This window comes from Paenarthrobacter aromaticivorans (assembly GCF_019038615.1).
GTDB lineage: Bacteria > Actinomycetota > Actinomycetes > Actinomycetales > Micrococcaceae > Arthrobacter > Arthrobacter aromaticivorans.
The window spans coordinates 19,224-38,356 of record NZ_JAHOPC010000009.1 but is presented as its reverse complement, the minus strand read 5'-3'; the positions used below and the strand labels follow the sequence as shown (position 1 = coordinate 38,356).

The 19,133-nt window shown below is 61.0% G+C and carries 17 protein-coding genes; 9 read left to right on the top strand and 8 right to left on the bottom strand.

What is annotated here, in order from left to right; all coding sequences use genetic code 11:
• Positions 1 to 12 precede the first annotated feature (12 nt).
• From KSW38_RS14850 to KSW38_RS14820, 7 genes are all read left to right on the top strand, one after another.
• Complete coding sequence (locus KSW38_RS14850; RefSeq protein WP_216925696.1) at positions 13 to 2,052, top strand: helix-turn-helix transcriptional regulator; 2,040 nt, start codon at positions 13 to 15, stop codon at positions 2,050 to 2,052.
• A 9-nt stretch (positions 2,053 to 2,061) separates the two neighbouring features.
• A complete protein-coding gene (locus KSW38_RS14845) occupies positions 2,062 to 2,412 on the top strand; it encodes a hypothetical protein (protein ID WP_216925695.1) in 351 nt (116 codons plus the stop codon).
• Between the two features lie 35 nt (positions 2,413 to 2,447).
• On the top strand, positions 2,448 to 2,726 hold the full coding sequence (tatA, locus tag KSW38_RS14840) for a Sec-independent protein translocase subunit TatA (protein ID WP_216925694.1): 279 nt from the start codon (positions 2,448 to 2,450) through the stop codon (positions 2,724 to 2,726).
• A gap of 48 nt (positions 2,727 to 2,774) precedes the next feature.
• Positions 2,775 to 3,569: a twin-arginine translocase subunit TatC gene (gene tatC, locus KSW38_RS14835; RefSeq protein ID WP_216925693.1), complete on the top strand. Its 795-nt coding sequence runs from the start codon at positions 2,775 to 2,777 to the stop codon at positions 3,567 to 3,569.
• Positions 3,570 to 3,593: 24 nt separating this feature from the next.
• Positions 3,594 to 6,563: a DEAD/DEAH box helicase gene (locus KSW38_RS14830; RefSeq protein ID WP_216925692.1), complete on the top strand. Its 2,970-nt coding sequence runs from the start codon at positions 3,594 to 3,596 to the stop codon at positions 6,561 to 6,563.
• Between the two features lie 95 nt (positions 6,564 to 6,658).
• Positions 6,659 to 8,320, top strand: coding sequence for an amidohydrolase (locus KSW38_RS14825; protein WP_216925691.1), 1,662 nt, complete (start codon positions 6,659 to 6,661; stop codon positions 8,318 to 8,320).
• Positions 8,321 to 8,739: 419 nt separating this feature from the next.
• Positions 8,740 to 9,483, top strand: a complete 744-nt coding sequence (locus KSW38_RS14820; RefSeq protein WP_216925690.1) for a polyprenol monophosphomannose synthase — start codon at positions 8,740 to 8,742, stop codon at positions 9,481 to 9,483.
• A gap of 73 nt (positions 9,484 to 9,556) precedes the next feature.
• On the opposite strand, the gene KSW38_RS14815 is transcribed toward KSW38_RS14820, so the two are convergent.
• The 4 genes from KSW38_RS14815 to KSW38_RS14800 all read right to left on the bottom strand — a co-directional run bounded on the left by KSW38_RS14815 (position 9,557) and on the right by KSW38_RS14800 (position 12,652).
• Positions 9,557 to 9,904 (bottom strand): RNA polymerase-binding protein RbpA, encoded by a 348-nt coding sequence (locus KSW38_RS14815; RefSeq protein ID WP_021470504.1) that lies wholly within the window; start codon positions 9,902 to 9,904, stop codon positions 9,557 to 9,559.
• A 256-nt stretch (positions 9,905 to 10,160) separates the two neighbouring features.
• Complete coding sequence (locus tag KSW38_RS14810) at positions 10,161 to 11,156, bottom strand: SPFH domain-containing protein (protein ID WP_216925689.1); 996 nt, start codon at positions 11,154 to 11,156, stop codon at positions 10,161 to 10,163.
• A 96-nt stretch (positions 11,157 to 11,252) separates the two neighbouring features.
• On the bottom strand, positions 11,253 to 11,714 hold the full coding sequence (locus KSW38_RS14805; protein WP_216925837.1) for an NfeD family protein: 462 nt from the start codon (positions 11,712 to 11,714) through the stop codon (positions 11,253 to 11,255).
• An 83-nt stretch (positions 11,715 to 11,797) separates the two neighbouring features.
• Entirely contained in the window at positions 11,798 to 12,652 is an 855-nt protein-coding gene (locus KSW38_RS14800) for a methyltransferase domain-containing protein (RefSeq protein ID WP_216925688.1), read from the bottom strand.
• Between the two features lie 69 nt (positions 12,653 to 12,721).
• Here KSW38_RS14800 and KSW38_RS14795 point away from each other — a divergent pair, with 69 nt between their 5' ends.
• Positions 12,722 to 14,737 (top strand): S9 family peptidase, encoded by a 2,016-nt coding sequence (locus KSW38_RS14795; RefSeq protein ID WP_216925687.1) that lies wholly within the window; start codon positions 12,722 to 12,724, stop codon positions 14,735 to 14,737.
• Between the two features lie 17 nt (positions 14,738 to 14,754).
• On the opposite strand, the gene KSW38_RS14790 is transcribed toward KSW38_RS14795, so the two are convergent.
• Complete coding sequence (locus KSW38_RS14790) at positions 14,755 to 15,432, bottom strand: peptide deformylase (protein ID WP_216925686.1); 678 nt, start codon at positions 15,430 to 15,432, stop codon at positions 14,755 to 14,757.
• A 98-nt stretch (positions 15,433 to 15,530) separates the two neighbouring features.
• Here KSW38_RS14790 and KSW38_RS14785 point away from each other — a divergent pair, with 98 nt between their 5' ends.
• On the top strand, positions 15,531 to 15,974 hold the full coding sequence (locus tag KSW38_RS14785; RefSeq protein ID WP_216925685.1) for a nuclear transport factor 2 family protein: 444 nt from the start codon (positions 15,531 to 15,533) through the stop codon (positions 15,972 to 15,974).
• Positions 15,975 to 15,983: 9 nt separating this feature from the next.
• Here KSW38_RS14785 and KSW38_RS14780 read toward each other — a convergent pair whose 3' ends face one another.
• The 3 genes from KSW38_RS14780 to KSW38_RS14770 are packed head-to-tail and all read right to left on the bottom strand — an operon-like array spanning position 15,984 to position 18,976.
• Positions 15,984 to 17,114, bottom strand: a complete 1,131-nt coding sequence (locus KSW38_RS14780) for an FAD-dependent oxidoreductase (protein WP_216925684.1) — start codon at positions 17,112 to 17,114, stop codon at positions 15,984 to 15,986.
• 9 nt (positions 17,115 to 17,123) lie between these two features.
• On the bottom strand, positions 17,124 to 17,843 hold the full coding sequence (locus KSW38_RS14775) for a class I SAM-dependent methyltransferase (RefSeq protein WP_216925683.1): 720 nt from the start codon (positions 17,841 to 17,843) through the stop codon (positions 17,124 to 17,126).
• Positions 17,840 to 18,976: a type III polyketide synthase gene (locus KSW38_RS14770; RefSeq protein ID WP_216925682.1), complete on the bottom strand. Its 1,137-nt coding sequence runs from the start codon at positions 18,974 to 18,976 to the stop codon at positions 17,840 to 17,842. Before KSW38_RS14770 ends, KSW38_RS14775 begins: the two co-directional genes overlap by 4 nt.
• Positions 18,977 to 19,133: the final 157 nt, after the last annotated feature.

Here is a 19,133-nt window from a genome sequence, read left to right as displayed (position 1 = left end):
AACGTAGCAAGCGTGTCCGCATCCCGCACTGAACGACTCCTGAACCTCCTGCTTGCCCTGCTCAATACCAGGGTGGGCCTGCCGCGCTCTGTCCTGCGGGAGAAGGTCTATCACGACACCGCCGAAAACGACGTCGCGTTCGGACGGATGTTCGAGCGCGACAAAGTGGATCTGAAACAGTTCGGCTTTGAGATCGAGACCCTCACAGACCCCCGGAGTTTCGGCGCCGAGGATCCCGCATCAACCCGCTACCGCATCGGCAAGGACTCCAACAGGCTGCCTGATGTCAGCCTGACGCCCGCCGAGTCCACCGTTCTCCTCCTTGCGGCCCAGTTGTGGGAGCGCGCTGCTCTCGGCAACGCCGCAGTCAACGCCGTCCGCAAACTGCAGGCCGCAGGCGGATTCACCGACGTCGACCTGCCTGCCGGCGTCCAGCCGAGGATTAAGCCAGCCGGACAAGCCTTCGACGACGTCGTTGCAGCCATGCACGCCCGGCATGCGGTCCGCTTCGGGTACCTCGCCGGAAGCACCGGCCGAGAGGAAGTGCGCGAGGTGGAGCCGTGGGGCCTGGGGAGCCGGTTCGGGCAGTGGTACCTCGTGGGATTTGACCGGGGGAGGGCAGCCAAGAGGATTTTCAGGTTGTCACGCATGACCACTGCCGTCTCGGTCATGCCGGGCAGTTCCTTCGAGCCACCAGCGGGGTTCAATGCCCGGGCGGAGCTGGATTCGCTGAACGAACTTCCCCTGCAGCAAGCTGTCATGGACGTAGACGCCGGACGCCTTCTAGCCCTGCGCAAGCGTGCTGGTTCCAGCGGTGCCGGGAAGGAACCGGCTGAGAAGGAATTGGGCGGCCGGGACAGGCTGATGGTGGACTTCCGGGATCCCGAGCAGTTCGCCGAGGAACTGGCCTCGTATGGCCCCCACGTCAAAGTAGTTGAACCCGCCGGTCTGCGTGCCGCCGTCGTACGCCGACTCAAAAGCGCTGCGGAGTTCAATGCGTCTCCGGCCATCGAAGTGGAATTTCCAGAAGCTGCACGCGCGCAGCGATCCAGGAAACGCACCTCCGAAGACCAACTCACGCGCATGCTGCAATTAGTTCCCTTCCTGGTCCACCATCAGGGCCTGCACGTACAGGAAGTAGCCGATCGCTTCGGCATCAGCCGCAAAGCACTTATCGACGACCTAAAAATCCTGATCTGTTCCGGGCTGCCCGAAGGCTACCCGGACGATCTCCTGGACATCCAATGGGAAAACGACCATGTGTACATCACGGAACATTTGGACCTGAACCGTCCGGTTCGCTTCAGCGAGGACGAAGCAGCCGCGCTGCTGACTGGATTGTCGATGCTGGGCGATCTGCCTGCGCTTGCAGGTTTGCCCGAAGACGAACCGGGCAGCGCCCTGGAGTCTGTGACCATCAAATTGACGGGCGCCGCAGGACAGGCCGGACGCCTGGCCGGTGCAGTTGCAGGCCAATCGGTGGCACCCGAGCAATCGGAGGCGTTCGCCACCATTACGCACGCCATCAGGGACGGCCAACAACTGCGCCTGAGTTACCTTTCCCCCCAAAGGGATGAAGTAACCGAGCGCGACGTGGACCCGCTGCGGCTGTACTCCCTGGACAACACCTGGTACTTCGAGGCCTACTGCCATAGCAAGTCAGGACTCCGGAATTTCCGGCTGGACCGCGTGCAATCCCTGGAAGCCAACGGCCGTCCAGTCTCCGGAACAGCAACTGCTGATGCAGACTTCCCGGCAAGGCTCTTCACCCCCAGTGACGACGACGTCCTGGTGGTGCTTGAGTTGACCCGGCAGGGCGCTGGCCTGGCTGATGACTACTATGCCGAACGCACTGCGGAATTGCCCGAGGGCGGACTGCTCGCTGAGGTGCGCTTTGGAAATGCGGAGTGGTTACCGATGTTTGTGTCCCAACATGGCGGGACGGTGCGGGTCCTGGACCCTGCAGAGTTGCGCCAGGAAGTCCAGGCGTGGCTCACGGCGGCGCTTGACCAATACGGTGCCGTTTCCTCCTCGGACAACATGGCTGGCTAGACTACTCAGATGCCTTGGTGGTTTTGGATCCTGCTGTGGATCGCGCTCATAGCACTGTCGTTGCTCCTTCACGTGACCTTGGGTTTTCGGCTGTTCAGGAAATTCATGGCCACTGTTCACGAGTTAGGGGACGCTGGTCAACGTTTCAGCCATGTCCCTCCTGCCGTAGAAACCTCCGATGTTGAGGCGCCGGAACGCCGACCGGAGCCGGGATCCGCAATTTTTGCCTCGCCGGAGCAGATGCGTCATGATTACCTGACGGCCAAAGCCTTCCGCCAGGAAGTTCGTCGCCAGAAGCGCGTTCAGCGCAAAGCAGAGCGGGGTCAGCCCCAATCCCTGCACGACATTGAATTCAGATAGACGTAGGATGTATCCAAAAGGAAAGGACCTCCCCAATGGGACGACTATTTGACGGGCCGTGGCCGATCGTCATCATCATCATCGTTGCGCTTCTCCTGTTTGCTGCCCCCAAACTGCCAGCGATGGCACGAAGCCTTGGACAGTCGATGCGGATCATCAAGTCCGAAGTCAAAGAGATGAAAAACGATGGCAAGTCCGACGCCAAGGACGCTGCCGAAACAACCGACGCCGTGGAGGGACGGGTTGTGGACCACCCGGACGTCAGGGCTAAGAACAACGGCGAAACCGACGTTCCGCCATCCAGCCGCATCTAAGAAGAAGTGGTAACAACGAAAGGGCGCAAAGCCAATCCTGAAGCCCGGATGGCACTTCTTGACCATCTTAAGGAGCTGAAAAACCGCCTCATCAAGGCAGCGATAGGTGTAGTGGTCGCGGCTGTTGCTGGCTGGTTTTTGTATGACCCGGTAATCGATGCTCTGAAGTCGCCGGTTGATTCAATTGCCGGCCATACCGGCGCGATCGCAACCATCAACTTCAATAGCATTGCTTCCCCTTTCGACTTCAAGCTTCAGATAGCCATGCTGATTGGCTTGGTTATCTCTAGCCCCATCTGGATCTATCAGTTGTGGGCATTTATCACGCCTGGACTCACAAAGAAGGAACGCCAGTACACCCTAGGTTTTATGGCAGCAGCTGTTCCTCTGTTTTTGGCCGGAGTCTGGGTGGGCTGGTTGGTGACTCCTCAGGTTGTCAGGGCCCTTACGCAGTTCACGCCGTCCGGCGTGGCCAACATAATCGATGCTCGAGACTACATCGACTTCGTAACTCGCATGATTTTGTTCCTTGGGCTCGCATTCCTCGTGCCAGTGGTCTTGGTGGGCATCAACATGGCGGGCCTGGTTTCTGGTAAGACGATCTTGAAAGCATGGCGAATCACCGTATTCCTCGTCTTCGTTCTGGCGGCCGTAGCAGCCCCCGGTGCTGACGCGTTGTCAATGTTCCTCCTCGCCGGGCCACTTCTGGTTTTGTTCTTCTCGGCCATCGGTGTGTGCATGTTCAACGACCGCCGGCGAGAGCGCCGCGCCATCAAGCGTGCTGCTGAGACCGAAGCCACGGCAGATATTGCCACCCCGGCCTCGGATCTGGAGAATCTCTAGACCTCAGGCCATTAGGCTTGGTGCATGTCCTCCATTTCCGGGTCTCCATCACCATCAGACCGCTACCAGGCGGCCGCTCACCGGGCAGCTGAGGCCAAGACGTATCTTGGTGCCTTTGCCCGGACGCTGGACTTCGAATTGGATGACTTCCAACGTGAGGCGTGCAGATCATTGCAGGAGGGCCGAGGCGTCCTCGTCGCGGCTCCCACAGGTGCGGGAAAGACGATCGTTGGCGAATTTGCCATCTATCTGGCTTTGGAACGCGGGCTCAAAGCGTTCTACACAACGCCCATCAAGGCCCTGAGCAACCAGAAATTCTCCGAGCTCGCCGCCAAGTATGGCTCTGCCAACGTTGGCCTGCTGACGGGTGATACAACCATCAACGGTGAGGCGCCCGTTGTGGTGATGACCACCGAAGTCCTCCGCAATATGCTGTACGCCGACTCGGAGACACTCGGCGATCTCGGCTTCGTCGTGATGGACGAGGTCCACTACCTCGCAGACCGCTTCCGCGGAGCCGTTTGGGAGGAAGTCATCATTCACTTGCCCAGTGAAGTGCAGGTTGCTTCGCTGAGCGCCACTGTTTCCAATGCCGAGGAGTTCGGCGCCTGGCTGGATACCGTTCGGGGCGATACTGACGTCATCGTGTCCGAGCACCGGCCCGTACCACTGTGGCAGCACGTCATGGTGGGCAGGGAGATTGTTGACCTTTTTGCCGGCGATACCACTTTCGATGAAATCGCTCCCCAGATACCGGACACAGAAGTTCCGGATCTCAGCGATACTGACGACGCCGTGGATGAGGCTACTCTGCCGGCAGAATCCCGGAAGATCGCCGTTAAGAGTTCTGTAGCATCTCCTGCCCGGCAGGCAGTGACCGGCCCGGAGTTCGAAGTGAACCCCGATCTGCTGGCAATGGCCCGCTCCGAGAGCCGGATGAACTTCAACGGCCGCTTCGGCCACGGTGGCCGGAGCCGCCGACGGCAGGACCGCTATAGGGATGAGCGGCAGACCACTGAACAACGCAGCCCGGTCCGGAAGGCAAGCCGCCCCCAGGTTATTGAAAGCCTTAACCGACAGGGCCTGCTGCCTGCTATTACGTTCATTTTTTCCCGGGCCGGTTGTGACGCTGCAGTGGCCCAGTGCGCGGCATCGGGACTGTGGCTCACTACAGAGCGTGAACAGCAGATCATTGCGCAGCGGGTGGATGAAGCTAGCCACGAGATCCCTGCCGATGACCTCGATGTCCTGGGATTCTGGGGCTGGCGCGACGGCCTCATCCGGGGCTTCGCGGCTCACCACGCGGGCATGCTTCCCACTTTCAAGGAGGTAGTGGAGAAGCTGTTTGCGGATGGCTTGGTCAAGGCAGTTTTTGCCACCGAAACGCTGGCGCTCGGGGTCAACATGCCCGCGCGCTGCGTGGTGCTGGAAAAGCTTGAGAAGTTCAACGGCGAAGCGCACGTCAACATCACGGCGGGGGAGTACACACAGCTCACCGGCAGGGCTGGACGCCGGGGTATCGACGTCGAGGGCCATGCCGTAGTCCTGTGGCAGCCGGGAACGGATCCGGCTGCCGTTGCTGGCTTGGCATCCCGCCGCACCTACCCGCTGAATTCCAGCTTCAGGCCCACGTACAACATGAGCATCAACCTGATAGCCCAATTTGGGCGGGTCCGGGCACGGGAAATCCTTGAGTCGTCCTTCGCGCAGTTCCAGGCGGACCGCTCTGTCGTCGGGCTGGCGAGGCAGGTCCGTGGCCGTGAGGAGTCGTTGGCAGGATACGCGAAATCCATGGAGTGCCATCTTGGCGACTTCACCGAATACGCCAGGCTCCGGCGGGAGCTTAGTGATACTGAGCAGTTCGCTGCCCGGGACTACCAACGCGCGCGGAAATCCAGGGTGGCGGACTCGCTGACGCGGCTTATTCCAGGGGACGTCATCAGCGTCTCCAGCGGCAGGCTGGCGGGGTACGCCGTCGTGCTTGATTCCGATGCCAACGCCCGCGAGCCCAGGCCTTCGGTCCTCACCTCGGACAATCAACTGCGCCGGATCGGCGTCCACGACGTCGACGCCCCGGTCTCCCCTGTAACCCGGATCAGGATCCCGAAATCCTTCAATGCCAAGGTTCCCAAATCGCGGCGTGACCTCGCCTCCTCCATGCGCCACGCAGTCAGCGACGACGCCCCCAAATCGCGCCGCAACAGCAGGCATGAAGACTTTGGCTTGGGGTCCCGGCTCCCGGACCAGGAACAGAAGATCACTGAACTGCGCAGGGCACTCAGGGCCCATCCGTGCCATGGATGCAGTGAACGCGAAGACCACGCGCGCTGGGGGGAGCGTTGGTGGAAACTTCGCAAGGAAACAGACGGCCTGATCCGCCAGATCCAAAGCAGGACCAACACGATTGCCAAAACGTTCGATCGCGTATGCGACGTCCTGTCCGCCTACGGTTACCTCGAAACCAACGACGCCGGAACGGTCACCATCAGCACGGACGGGCAGCGGTTGCGGCGGATTTACGGTGAGAAGGACCTGCTCATTTCACAGTCCATCAGGCGTGGTGCCATCAACGATCTCGATGCTGCCGAGCTGGCCTCCTTGGCCAGCACCTTGGTGTACCAGGCAAAGCGCGAAGACAGGGGCCTTCGCCCGAGGATGCCCTCGGTTGCACTGGAAACGGCGGTGGACATCGTCGTCCGGGAATGGTCGCAACTTGAGGACACAGAGGAACAGAACAGGCTTCCGCTGACCGGCGAACCGGAGCTGGGCCTCATGTGGCCCATGTATAAGTGGGCCAAAGGACGCCATCTTCAGGACGTGCTCAGCGGCACTGACCTTGCTGCAGGGGACTTCGTCCGTTGGGCAAAGCAAGTGGTTGACCTCCTGGACCAGCTCGCCAAAATTCCACAATTGGATCCGCGCTTGACGCGGATCTGCCGTGAATCCATCGATCTGGTCCGCCGGGGTGTCGTGGCTTACTCCACTGTCGCCTGAACCTCCACAGCCGCCTGTACCTGCACAGTTGCGCCTGACCCGGAACCGTTTTAGAGACCCCCAGACCTTCTTCAAACGCTCAAGGAGCACACCGCATGAACCAGCCAGGCCTGTCCGCAGGCGACCGCCCCAACGAAAACGTCCGTAAGGTCACCCTTTACCGGAACGGTTCCATCTATACCGCTGCCGATCCGTTCGCTACCGCCATGGTGGTGGACGGTGACACGGTCGCGTGGGTGGGCTCCGAGCAAGCGGCGACGTCCATCGCGGATTCCACCATGGACGTCATTGATCTTAGGGGAGCCCTCGTGGCGCCGGGCTTTGTTGACTCCCATGCGCACTTGACGGAGACGGGCCTCGCTTTGGCTGGACTGTCTTTGACGGGCGTGCGCTCTGCCCGGGAACTGCTGGACGCCGTTGCCGCTGCTGGCGGTACAGGAACGGTGATTGGGCATGGCTGGGATGAAACAACCTGGCAGGATGCCACCCTTCCAACGCTTGAAGAGCTGGAACAGGCCTCGGGTGGCAGGCAGGTTTACCTTTCGCGCATTGACGTTCATTCCGCCCTCGTTTCGTCCTCCCTGGCGGCGTCTGCAGGCCTTGCCGGCATGGACGGCTTCACGGGGGACAGTGGGCGCGTAGTCAGGACGGCCCACACCGCCGCCCGTCTCGCGGCACGGCGCTTCAGTGACACCGAGCGGAGTGGGTATCAGGAACAGGCCCTGCATCATGCGGCTTCCAACGGGTACGTTGCCTTGGCTGAAATGTCGGCCCCCCACATTTGCGGGCCGGAAGATCTTCGCATGGCCATGTCCTGGAACAGGCAACCCGGCAAACCGCAGGTGCTGCCATATTGGGGCGAGCTGGCGTCATCGGAAGATCACGCCCGCAGCATACTGGACAGCGTGGGACCGGAGGTCCTTGGCTTGGCGGGAGACCTGAACATCGACGGATCCATCGGGTCACGAACAGCTGCCTTGAGGCAAGACTATTCCGATGCGCCGGGCCAACGCGGCAATTTGTATCTTTCAGTAGATGAGGCCGTCAAGCACCTTGCCGCATGCTCACTTCTGGGCGTCCAGGCCGGTTTCCACATCATTGGTGATGCGGGCCTCGATGTTGCGCTCGACGCATTGGATGCCGCAGCCGCCGAGGTGGGGGAGCAGCGGATCCGCGCAGCAGGTCACCGCTTTGAACATGTTGAGCTTGCCGATCAGCCTGCAGTGGACAAGTTGGCCAGATACTCGGTGACGGTCTCCATGCAACCGTCCTTCGATGCTGTGTGGGGAGGACCCGGAGGACTCTACGAGCAACGGCTAGGCGGCCGCAGCAAGGCCATGAACACGTTTGCTGCGTTCTACGCCAGCGGAGTTCCGATCACCTTTGGCAGCGATAGCCCCGTGACACCACTCAGCCCTTGGTCAAGCATCCGGGCCTGCCTGGAACACAGCAACCCGGACCAGCGCATTTCGGCCCGCGCCGCTTTCCTTGGCCACACCAGGGCGGGCTGGCGGGCCACCAAGCACAGGAACCCTCTCATGGGCCAACTCGTCCCGGGTGCGCCAGCCAGCTTCGCAGTATGGGAAATTGAGGAACTCATGGTGCAGGTGGCGGATAGCCGCGTGCAATCCTGGAGCACCGATCCCCGTGCCCGGACCCCCTTGCTCCCTGCCCTGGATACCGGCACTGATCCTGTGTGCCTGCAGACCGTGAGGGAAGGCCAGGAGCTCTTCGCGCACGAATCCCTCCGCGTCTGAGGGCACTATTTCCTTGCCTTCGAATGCGGCGCCTGAACTGGGACGATGCACGAACGCGCAGGTCAACCCCTGGTTGACAGCTTTTGTAAAGTCCGTAACATTGAGGCTCAACAGATTGTTAAGGCTTGGGGTTTCCCCGGAGGTAACTATCTGGTCGTGGCCAGGACGTAGTCTGGTGGCGGTACGCGAGTGGGCAGGCCCATAGGGCCCCAGAAAACAGTTCGTCCGGCAAATTACCTGTCCGGACAACACTGGTCCTGGGTCTATGGACCTGCCCGCAGCGCTTTAAGTCCGTGTGGCCGGGGACACAGCTGCCCATAGGAGTGCGCAGGATCGTCCTATAATGGAGAGTTGCGCCAGAACGCCAGCCTTAAGGCTGGCCCGGCACACTGACCGCTCCATCAAGGAAAGGCCTCTTCTTGCGTGTCCTGACGATCATCCCTACCTACAACGAGCTGGAATCGCTCCCCAAGACATTGGGTCGGCTGCGGACCGCAGTGCCTCAGTCGGACGTCCTGGTGGTTGATGACAACAGCCCGGACGGCACGGGACAACTTGCTGACGGCATAGCCGCCGAGGACAAGCAAGTGCACGTACTGCACCGCAAGGGCAAGGAAGGCCTTGGCGCGGCGTACATCGCCGGCTTCAAGTGGGGCCTCGCCGCTGGGTATGACGTTCTGGTGGAGATGGACGCCGATGGCTCCCACAAGCCCGAGCAGCTGCCCCTCCTCCTTGATGCGGTCAAAGAGGGCGCCGACCTCGCCATGGGCTCGCGCTGGGTACCGGGAGGCAGTGTTGTGAACTGGCCTCTCTACCGCCAGGCAATCTCCCGCATCGGCAGCACCTATGCCCGCATCATGCTTGGCCTGAAAATCAAGGACGTCACGGGCGGCTACCGTGCTTTCCGCCGCAGCACACTTGAAGCCCTCAAGTTGGATGAAGTGGATTCAGTGGGTTACGGCTTCCAGGTTGATCTCGCCTGGCGCGTGGCCAAGCTCGGCCTGCGTATCGAGGAGCGTCCTATCACCTTTGTTGAGCGGGAACTCGGTGCATCGAAGATGAGCGGCAACATTGTGCTGGAAGCCATGATCAACGTCACCAAATGGGGCCTGGCAGCACGGTGGGCCAAGCTCACCGGAAAACAGCCTGCCCTCGCAAAATAAAGATAGTTCCACAACAAAAGGCCGGACCGGTTCCCAAAGGAGCCGGTCCGGCCTTTTTGCTTGAGTCTGAAGACTAAGCTGAGCGGCGCTCTCCGCGGCGCTCACGCAGGATGTTCAAACGATCCTCAAGGATCTGCTCCAGCTCCGGAAGGCTGCGGCGTTCCAGGAGCATGTCCCAGTGGGTACGGACGGCCTTCTCGTTGGCATCCACGGGACGCTCGCCGTCTACGAGCAAGGCTTCCTTGCCAGTCTTGGAAACCCAAACAGGGGGGATCTCGGCTTCAGCAGAGAAGGTGACGAAGACCTGCTCGCCGTCCTCGCAGCGGTATTCAACCCGCTGGCGCGGTGCCGGTTCAACGCCGGACTCGGTTTCCATGCTTTGGGCGCCAAGACGCATACCCCGCAGGCTGCGATCGCTCATGATTACTCCCTCTGTCTGTTCGCGGAGCCTGAACTCCGCGCTAGCCGTAAGCCGTTTTCACGGTCCCTACGGACTACTTCTGCACACCTTGCATCACTAATTGCAACGCCTGGCCAAGCTTTAATGTTCCATCCACACTGAACCAGCCGGACAAATATCCCATTATACGCGGATCGATGGTCAGTACCCAAAAGCAGTGCAAAACGCGATGAGCGGCCAGCCATTTGGCTGACCGCTCAACTGCCTCACAACAGAGTTACTCTGTGGGCCTTGAGTGTGCTGCCGTGGTGGATTCCACCGGGGCTGCCGGCTCCGAGGCCGCGGCTTTGTTGCTGCCGCCAAAGAAGCCAGCAGCATCGGTGTCGCCGTTGGCGCCTCCGAGCGCACTGCCAATGCCCTTCAAGGCCTCGCCAACTTCGCTGGGGATGATCCACAGCTTATTGGAACTGCCCTCAGCGAGCTTGGGTAGCGTCTGCAGGTACTGGTAAGCCAAAAGCTTCTGGTCGGGGTTGCCCTTGTGGATCGCGTCAAAGACTTTCTGAATGGCCTGGGCTTCGCCGTCGGCCCGAAGGATGGCGGCCTTCGCATCACCTTCAGCTGCGAGGATGGCCGCTTGGCGCTGGCCTTCTGCTGTAAGGATTTGCGACTGCTTGGTTCCCTCAGCAGTCAGGATCGCTGCTCGACGATCGCGCTCTGCACGCATCTGCTTTTCCATCGAGTCCTGGATGGAGTGGGGCGGATCAATAGCCTTCAGTTCCACACGCGAAACGCGGATCCCCCAGCGGCCTGTGGCTTCGTCCAACACTCCACGTAGCTGGCCATTGATCTGGTCACGGGAGGTTAGTGCCTCTTCGAGGTTGAGGCCACCCACCACGTTACGAAGCGTGGTGGTGGTCAGCTGCTCTACCGCCTGGATGTAATTGGCGATCTCGTAGGTGGCTGCGCGGGGGTCCGTTACCTGGAAGTAGACCACGGTGTCGATCGAAACCACGAGGTTGTCCTCGGTGATGACTGGCTGCGGCGGGAAGGACACTACCTGCTCGCGGAGGTCGAGCAACGGCAGGAGCCTGTCGACGAACGGAATCAGGATGGTAAGGCCCGGGTTGAGCGTGCGCTGGTACTTGCCGAGGCGTTCAACGACGCCGGCACGTGCCTGCGGGATGATCCTTACCGAGCGGACCAACACGATGATGACAAAAATGACGAGAACAATCAGCACAACTGCTGCCGCTGTTCCTCCTAAACCGTCCATGCGTCTCCTTGATTCCCCAATTGCGTGGCTTGCTTTGGCCTTTTGCGGGCAGGTTGCCAGCCCGTTATCCGCAGAATTCTGGTTTTCCGGTTCGAATCAGCGCGGGCTGTTTTCGGCAGGCGAGGCTACTACCGCGGTCGCGCCGTCAATCCTGGTGACCTGAACGGTGGCGCCGGCGTCGAGGACTCCAGCGGTGCTGCGCGCGCTCCAGACGTCACCGCCGATCTTTACCAGCCCGCTGGTGCCCGTGACAGCTTCTATGACGAGGGCGGGCTGACCGATAAGCCGGTCGATGTTCGTCCGCTGTTCTGCTGGTCCCTTATGCAGGTGTTTCAAGGCGACCGGCCGCACGAAAGCGATCATCAAGAGGGAGACCACGCTGAAGATGACGATCTGGAGCCAGAAATCCGCCCCGGCGAAGTCGGCAATGAGCCCTGCCAGTGCGCCGCCGCCGAGCATGATGAAGAAGAGGTCGAGTGTGAGCATCTCCACCACCGCGAACGCGAGGAAGACCGTGAGCCAGAGAGCCCACCAATTCTCGCCGAGCCATTCAAACATCATTTCCCCCTTGGTCCCGGACCCCGTCGAAGACGGGATCACAGTCGCTGTTCCTCCATCCTAGCCCGACGCCGAGTTCCTCGTCAGGAAGCCGAAGCACCCACTGTGAAGAGGCTGATACGGAACTTCGCCGTGGTTGCTGCGGCTCTATCCTCGCCGGCCAGCAGTGCGAGTTCTTCGGGCTTGATGTGGTGACCGGCCGGTCCCATATAGGCGATGTCGGCCAGCTCGGAGCCCGTGAGGGTGAGCGGCACGTCCAGGTTGTACGTTGAATCCGCGTGGAAATAGCCGCCCAGGGATTCAGCCAAACGCTCGGCCTTGCCTTCCTCAATACTGAGCATTCCGGTGCGGGCAGCGATTTCAGCCAGGTGTCCTTGCTGCGGTGTCACCACAATCAGCTTTCCACCGGGTCGCAGCACCCGGGCGAACTCCGGCGGATTCCTTGGAGCGAACACCACCAGGACCACGTCCACCGCGTCATCGGCTACGGGCAACGGACGCCAAATGTCCCAGACGAGGTTGGCAGCATCCCCGTTGAGCCGTGCAGCGCGGCGGAGCGCGAATTTGGAGATGTCCAGGCCTATCGCAGAAGCCGGAGTGCTTTCCAGGACACTGTGGAGGTAGTGCCCGGTGCCCGTGCCGGCGTCGAGAACCACGGCCCCGGGCCGCTGCAGCGATGCGGCTGCCAGGCCGGCGACTCGCTGGGCCAAAGCAGCGTAATGTCCGCTGTCCAGGAATCGATGCCGGGCTCCCACCATCTCCGCCGAATCAGCTTCGAAGACTGTGCCCTTACCTGTCAGCAGGTTGAAGTAACCTTGCTTCGCGGCGTCGAATACATGCCCGGAGCCGCAAACGAGCCTCCGCTGCGGATCCTCGACAAGCTGAAACCGCCCTTCGCAAACGGGACAACGGAGGGCGGCAACGGCATCGGACAACATGGATTCAATCCTACGGTGGGCCGGAGTGTCTGGTGCCTGCGCCAGGGCGGCGGGGCTAGGCTCACCAAGGTGAAACCCGAGCAGCTGCCTTTGTTGAACTCCGTCTCCGCCCCTGCCATCCATCCGGACGGTACTAAAGCGGTGGTATCCGTGGTCAGGCCTGATTTCGACGCCGATGCTTACGTTGGTCAATTGTGGAACGTACCGCTGGACACCAACAAGCGCCCACGACGCATCACCCGCGGGTTCAGGGACACTTCCCCGGCTTTCTCGCCTGACGGCCTGGTTTTGGCCTTCCTGCGCAGCGATGCAGAGGGAAAAGCGCAACTGTTTGTTGTGGAGTCGGCAGGGGGCGAACCGCAGCAGATAACGGATCAGCACGGCGGGGTCAACGGGTTTGCGTGGGCTCCGGATTCCCATCGGGTGGTCTTCACCAGCCGTGTTGCGGAACCGGGCCGCTATGGAACGGTCGACGGCGTTACTTCCGGCAGCGAAGACGCCCGGCTTATCGCCGTGAACCAGTACCGGATGAACGGCGTGGGGTACGTCCTGGACCAGCGCCAGCAACTGTTTGTGGTTGACGTGCCGGAATTAGGTGGCGAGCCTGTGGTCATTCCCCGCGGCAGAGCCGCCCACGAACAGCCGGGTGCCAAGGTAACCGGGGTTCCCGATGCCAGGCAGATGACGTTTGGCGAATCAGACCATGAGGCGCCGTGTTTCTCCGCCGACGGCAGGTTCGTTTACTTCATAGCTGCCCTTCACGACGGGCATGATGACGACCTCGTAACGTCCGTGTACCGGATTGACGCAACGGGCGGCGAACCAGAGCTCATCAAACCCCACAACCCAAAACTGCAGACCGTCACGGCCGTGCGGGCGTCCACCGATGGCCGCTCGCTCTTCTTCACCGCACAGGATCTAGGCGATACAGGACGGGATTTTGTCGCGCGCAACAGCGTCCTCTATTCAATGCCCGTCGCCGGGGGAGATGCCGCTGCCCTCACCGACGTCGAGCATTTGGACATCTCCGGTCCGCTGGAACCGAGCGGACCGGACAGCGTCCTACTCCTGAACACAGCATTGGGCAGCGTGGAGCTCCTCGATGTCACGGCGGCGGGAAGCCTTACGCCACTGGTGCATGGCGCCCGCGTGGTCACCGGAGCCACAGTTGCTGCCAATGGTGAAATGGCCGTGAGCTTCCTGGATGCGTCCACCGCTGGCGACGTCGCCTCCCTGGAGCGTGGTGAACTGCGCCTGCTGACAGACTTCTCGGCGGAACTACGGAATAGCTCAAGGGTCAGTGAGCCGCTGGATTTCCAGGCAATCGCCGACGACGGATACCCCGTGAACGGTTGGTTGGTGCTGCCCGACGGACCCGGACCACACCCTGTCCTGCTGAGCATCCATGGAGGTCCGTTTTCCCAATACACGGGAGCCTTCTTTGACGAAGCGCAAGTCTATGCAGCTGCAGGATACGCGGTAGTGATGTGCAATCCGCGGGGCTCCTCAGGCTACGGACAATCCCATGGACGGGTTATCAAGGAGCGAATGGGGACAGCGGACATGCAGGACGTACTCGCCTTCCTGGATGCTGCCTTGTCCGCCCATGCAATCTTGGACGCCGATAGCGTGGGCATCATGGGCGGATCCTATGGCGGTTACCTCACGGCCTGGACCATCGCACACGATCACCGCTTCAAAGGGGCAATTGTCGAACGCGGATTCCTGGACCCTGTCAGCTTTGCCGGCACTTCTGACATCGGCTGGTTTTTTGGCGGCGAGTACGCTGGCGCCACACCCGGTCAGCTTGTGGCACAGAGCCCCTTGGCCGTAGCTGACTCCGTCGTGACACCGACCCTGGTGATCCACAGCGAAAACGATCTTCGGTGTCCCCTCGAACAAGGGCAGCGGTACTACGCGCTCCTCAAGGAGAGGGGAATTGAGACGTCGTTACTCGTCTTCCCGGGCGAAGACCACGAATTGTCGCGTTCCGGGACACCGCATCACCGCAAGCAGCGGTTCGAGCACATCCTTGCCTGGTGGGCCAGGTATCTGCCGACTGCATCAAACCGCGTGACGGGCTGAAGCCCGCTACGGACCAGCTAGCCGTGCAGGAAACCGAGGGTCCGGCGCGCGTCCTCAATGTCCGGATTGGACCACCGTAGGGAGTGTTCCGCGTTGCTGCAAAGCGACCGCAGTTCTGCCTTGTCCACGTAAAGAATTCCCTGCACGTGGTCCGTTTCGTGCTGCACTATGCGTGCCTGCCACCCTGAGAACCATTCCTCCACCGGACGTCCCTCTGGCGTGAGGTAACTCAGTTCCACGTTGCGGTATCTGGTGACCACCGCTTGATAGCCGCTGACGGACAGGCATCCCTCATAGAAGGACGCTGTCTCGCTTCCCAGAGGACGATATTGCGGGTTGAGGACAGCCATGAACTCCAGCGGCTCCCTATGCCGGACCGTTGCCGACTCCGGATCCACCTCGTACTTGTCTTCAAGGACTGCCAACTGCAACGGAATGCCCAACTGAGGAGCCGCCAGTCCAACCCCCGGCGCCGCATGCATGACCTCACGCATCCGCTCTATGAGCGCCTCCAATTCAGCGCCATCAAGCTGGCCGTCATATGGCGCCGCCTGTTGCCGGAGGACGGGGTGCCCGGCTTGAACGATCGGCGGAAGTTCCTCTGTTTCAAGTAGCCGCCGGACTGCGTCCCTGATCTGGAGGGGATTGAAGTCGGTGGCGGGGCTGGGCGCCTCGGAGTGAGGTTGCTGCGTCATGACTTGAGCCTAACGCGAAGGCTCCTCTTCGCGCCCGTTCCCTGCTCCGGGTTCGCCCTTGCCGGGCTTTGGCCTCCGCGTTCAGCTAGGCTCGTCGGATGAGCGAAAGCAACCCCCTGGACCATGTACTCGGGTTTATCAGGACGGTTGAGTCCGGTGGCGGAGCCGCTGAGATCAGCCCGTATCTGGCCCACGACTTCACACTTACGGAATGGCCGCACGCCCTGTCCAAGACCGGGTCCGTCAGGACCCTTCAGGAGACCCTCACTGGCGCGGATCACAGTAAGAACATTGTGGCGAACCAGAGATTTGAGGTAGCCCGCACTACTTGCGAAGGCAACCGGGTAGTCGTGGAGATGAACTGGTCAGCCACGTTGCTCCTGGACCTGCCGCATTGGGACGCCGGCGAAACCGTACGTGCGCGGAGCACTGCTGTATTTGAGCTGCGGGACGGTTTAATTGTCAGCCAGGACACCTACGACTGCTACTACACACTCCCTGAACAAGGGAACTTTCTTAATAACAAGGAACGTCCTGAATGAACACGCACCCTAGCGCATCGTGAATCGCCGCTCCACCAACGCTGAGACAGTGGGAAATTCCAAGGCATATGTAAAAACCGAGTTCCTGGCTGCCATGACTGGGGGAGGCAGGGGCCTTCCAAGTGCCATGTTCAAACTGGCCTGCAAGGATGCGCGGGCGGCTGCCCGGCGTCGGTCCTTCTCGAACAACTGAAGCTGGCGACCGACAGCGTGTCCCCTGAGGGAGGCATCAATGAGAGGTGCCAAGGCAGCAGCATCAAGCCATCCAAGGTTCATGCCCTGGCCACCAATGGGACTGATCTCATGGGCGGCATCGCCCAACAACACAGTTCTGCCATGGATCATACGGCCCGCAAGCCTGGACTGGACGTCAAATGCGCTGAGCATGCTGTTGCTTTCCGGATCCAGCACGGCGCCGGTCCGGGCTTGGACCAAGGCAGCCAGGTCTGCCGCCGTCGCTCCATCGGCCGAGACTCCAAGCCGCACCACCCACCGGCGAACATCCCCAGGCAAGGGGAAGGACTCTACGATCCCCTCGGGCTCCAGATACAAGACCGCGTTGTCTCCGTGGCCTGTCCCATCAATGAAATCTCCCATCAGATAACTATCCGGATAGCTACGTGCCGGAAGGCCAGGGAGAAGACGTTGACGTATCAGCGAGTGCGCTCCGTCAGCTGCCACCAAAAGGCGGCTGGTGAAGGTGTGTTCTCCGGAAGGTGAGGCCGCCCGGACGCTGACCGTGCCGCCGTCGTCGGCAAAATGGCGCACGTCTGCGCCGCGGATGATCGCCTCGGAGTCCAACGCCAGAACCGCTTGCTCCAGTGTCTGCTCCGTCACTGGTTGCGGCACTGCGAGGATGAAGGGAAAGTCCGGGTCCCCTGTAAAGGGCAGCTCGGCGATCTTTTTGCCTTTGCTGTACGCAACGCCCCGCTCGATCCGCACGCCCGAAGCCAACAACGGCGCGGATAGACCGGCCCGGTCCAGTTCAGTGAGCGCCGGGGGGTGAATCCCTATTGCCCTGGAACGGTGGCTCCTGTTCAGACGGCGTTCAAGGATTCGGATCTGGCGCCCTTGTTTGAGCAACAAGGCACCCATGAACAAACCGACCGGACCGGCACCCACGATGATGACGTCAAGCACGTCCGGCGCTCATCTCCGGGATCCATTGCCGGCAGGCTCGTAGACGAGCAGGTTGTGCCAAGGTCCGTTTGGATCCACCCTCCATTGTTCCGGGGCCACCGCCTGGAGCTCCCCGGAGGTGAAGCTGCGCCTGATGGAGACCAAACCGTCACCGCAGATGAAAGAGCCAACGCCCAAAGGCCAGAAGCCGGCCGCGAAGAGAAGGTATGCGACGTTGCTCCGCTTGAGGTCATTGTGCAGGGCTACTTTCCGGCACAGTACTTCTGAGTCATTCAAGACTCCGGCGAGTTGGTCAGCATCGAGATGGTGGAGGATGTGATTCGAGAGGACGATATCGAACCCCCTGCCCTCCGCGACAAGATCGGCGCTGTGCGCCTGCCGGTAGGTGACGCCCTCGATCGCTGGCGCCCGGATCGCAAAATTGTATGCCCGTTCGTCAGGGTCTATGGCAGTTACCTTCAGCGTATATCCATCCTTGAGGGCCCATCCGGCCAGGCTTCGGGCGACGTCCCCACCACCGCACCCGATGTCCAGCACCGACGCCGTGCCGCTGGCTGCGAGAAGTGGACGGAAGCGATCACGGTACGTCCGGTGCCATCCGGAAAGGAGACGGTTAACCGCGGGGAAGCGGGCGTAACTGCGATCCAGGCGCCGGAGGTCACAATCAGGCCGGTCCATGTCCTCGATGGCACCCACGTCCCTGTCTTTCAGGGATCCCCACGGGCTCACAGGGTGGGAGAGACCAATGTAAAGAGGCCAGTCTCCACCGTGAGGCCGGGACCGAACGCCATGGAGCAGATTGGTTCCTCCCGTTGGTTTGCCGGCTGCCCGAGCATGTACTTCAAAACAAAGAGCACGGTGGCGCTACTCATGTTGCCGTATTCCCTGAGTGTTTCCCTTGCCGGGACCAGTTGCTCTGCGGTGAGTTCGAGCTTGGATTCGACCTTGTCCAGAATGCTGCGCCCACCGGGGTGAATGGCCCAGTGCGTTATATCGCGATAGGGGAGTTCTGCCAGTCGCGGCTCTTTCGCGAGCAACGGCTCCAACGCCCCGGTGATGTGCTCCTCGATGATGTGGGGCACATAGGAACCCAAGACCATTTCAAATCCCTCGTCGCCAATATTCCAGGCCATTGCCTCTTCACCAACGGGGGTGAGGACCGTTTCGAAGTGGTCCAGCCTGATCACCGGTTCGGGCCCTTGGGGTTCCTTGGACGTCACAATGGCCGCGGCAGCACCGTCACCGAAGATGGCTGAACCCATGATGGTGTCGGGGTCGTTGGATGTACGCACGTGTAGCGAACAAAGTTCCACACAGATAACCAGTACGACCGCGGCTGGATCTGCCAGGCAGAACTGCTTGGCTGCCTTCAGGGCTGGAAACGCGGCATAGCACCCCATGAAGCCGAGGTGGTAACGCTGCACGGCGGGGTTCAGTCCCAGCGCCCGGACGACCTTGTAATCAGGACCAGGGTTGAAGAATCCCGTGCAGGACACCGTGATGACATGAGTAATGTCATCTAGGTCGATGTCCGGCACGCGTGCTACCGCAGCCTTGCCGGACTCGATAAAGAGCTTGGTGGCCTCCGTGGCAAAAATCTCGTTCCGGACTTTGGTGCTGGGGCTCAGTACTTGATTGGTCGAGGGGTCAAAGAATCGTGGATTTTCCGGATGCGCGTCGAGGCTCAGTTCTTCGACCGCGGTATATCGGGTATCTATTGCAGCTGAGTCGAAGCAAGTGGATACCAACCGCGATCCGAGCCTTGTCAGGCCTGGTTGAGCTGCGAAGACATCGCGTGCCTGCGACTGCACGAGGATGGTTGGCGGAACTGCGGTTTCGAGGGACCTCATGTATACCGGCATGCTTCATTCTTAGCGAGTCGGCGGCTGATGACAATGGTTGGAGCCGCTCAGGCTTCGCGTCCTCCCAATGGCCTGCAGCAGGGGCCGTTAGTGTGGTCAATGACCGTTGCCGCATTCGCGACGACGAACGAGAATTTGACGTACTGACCGAGGTTGG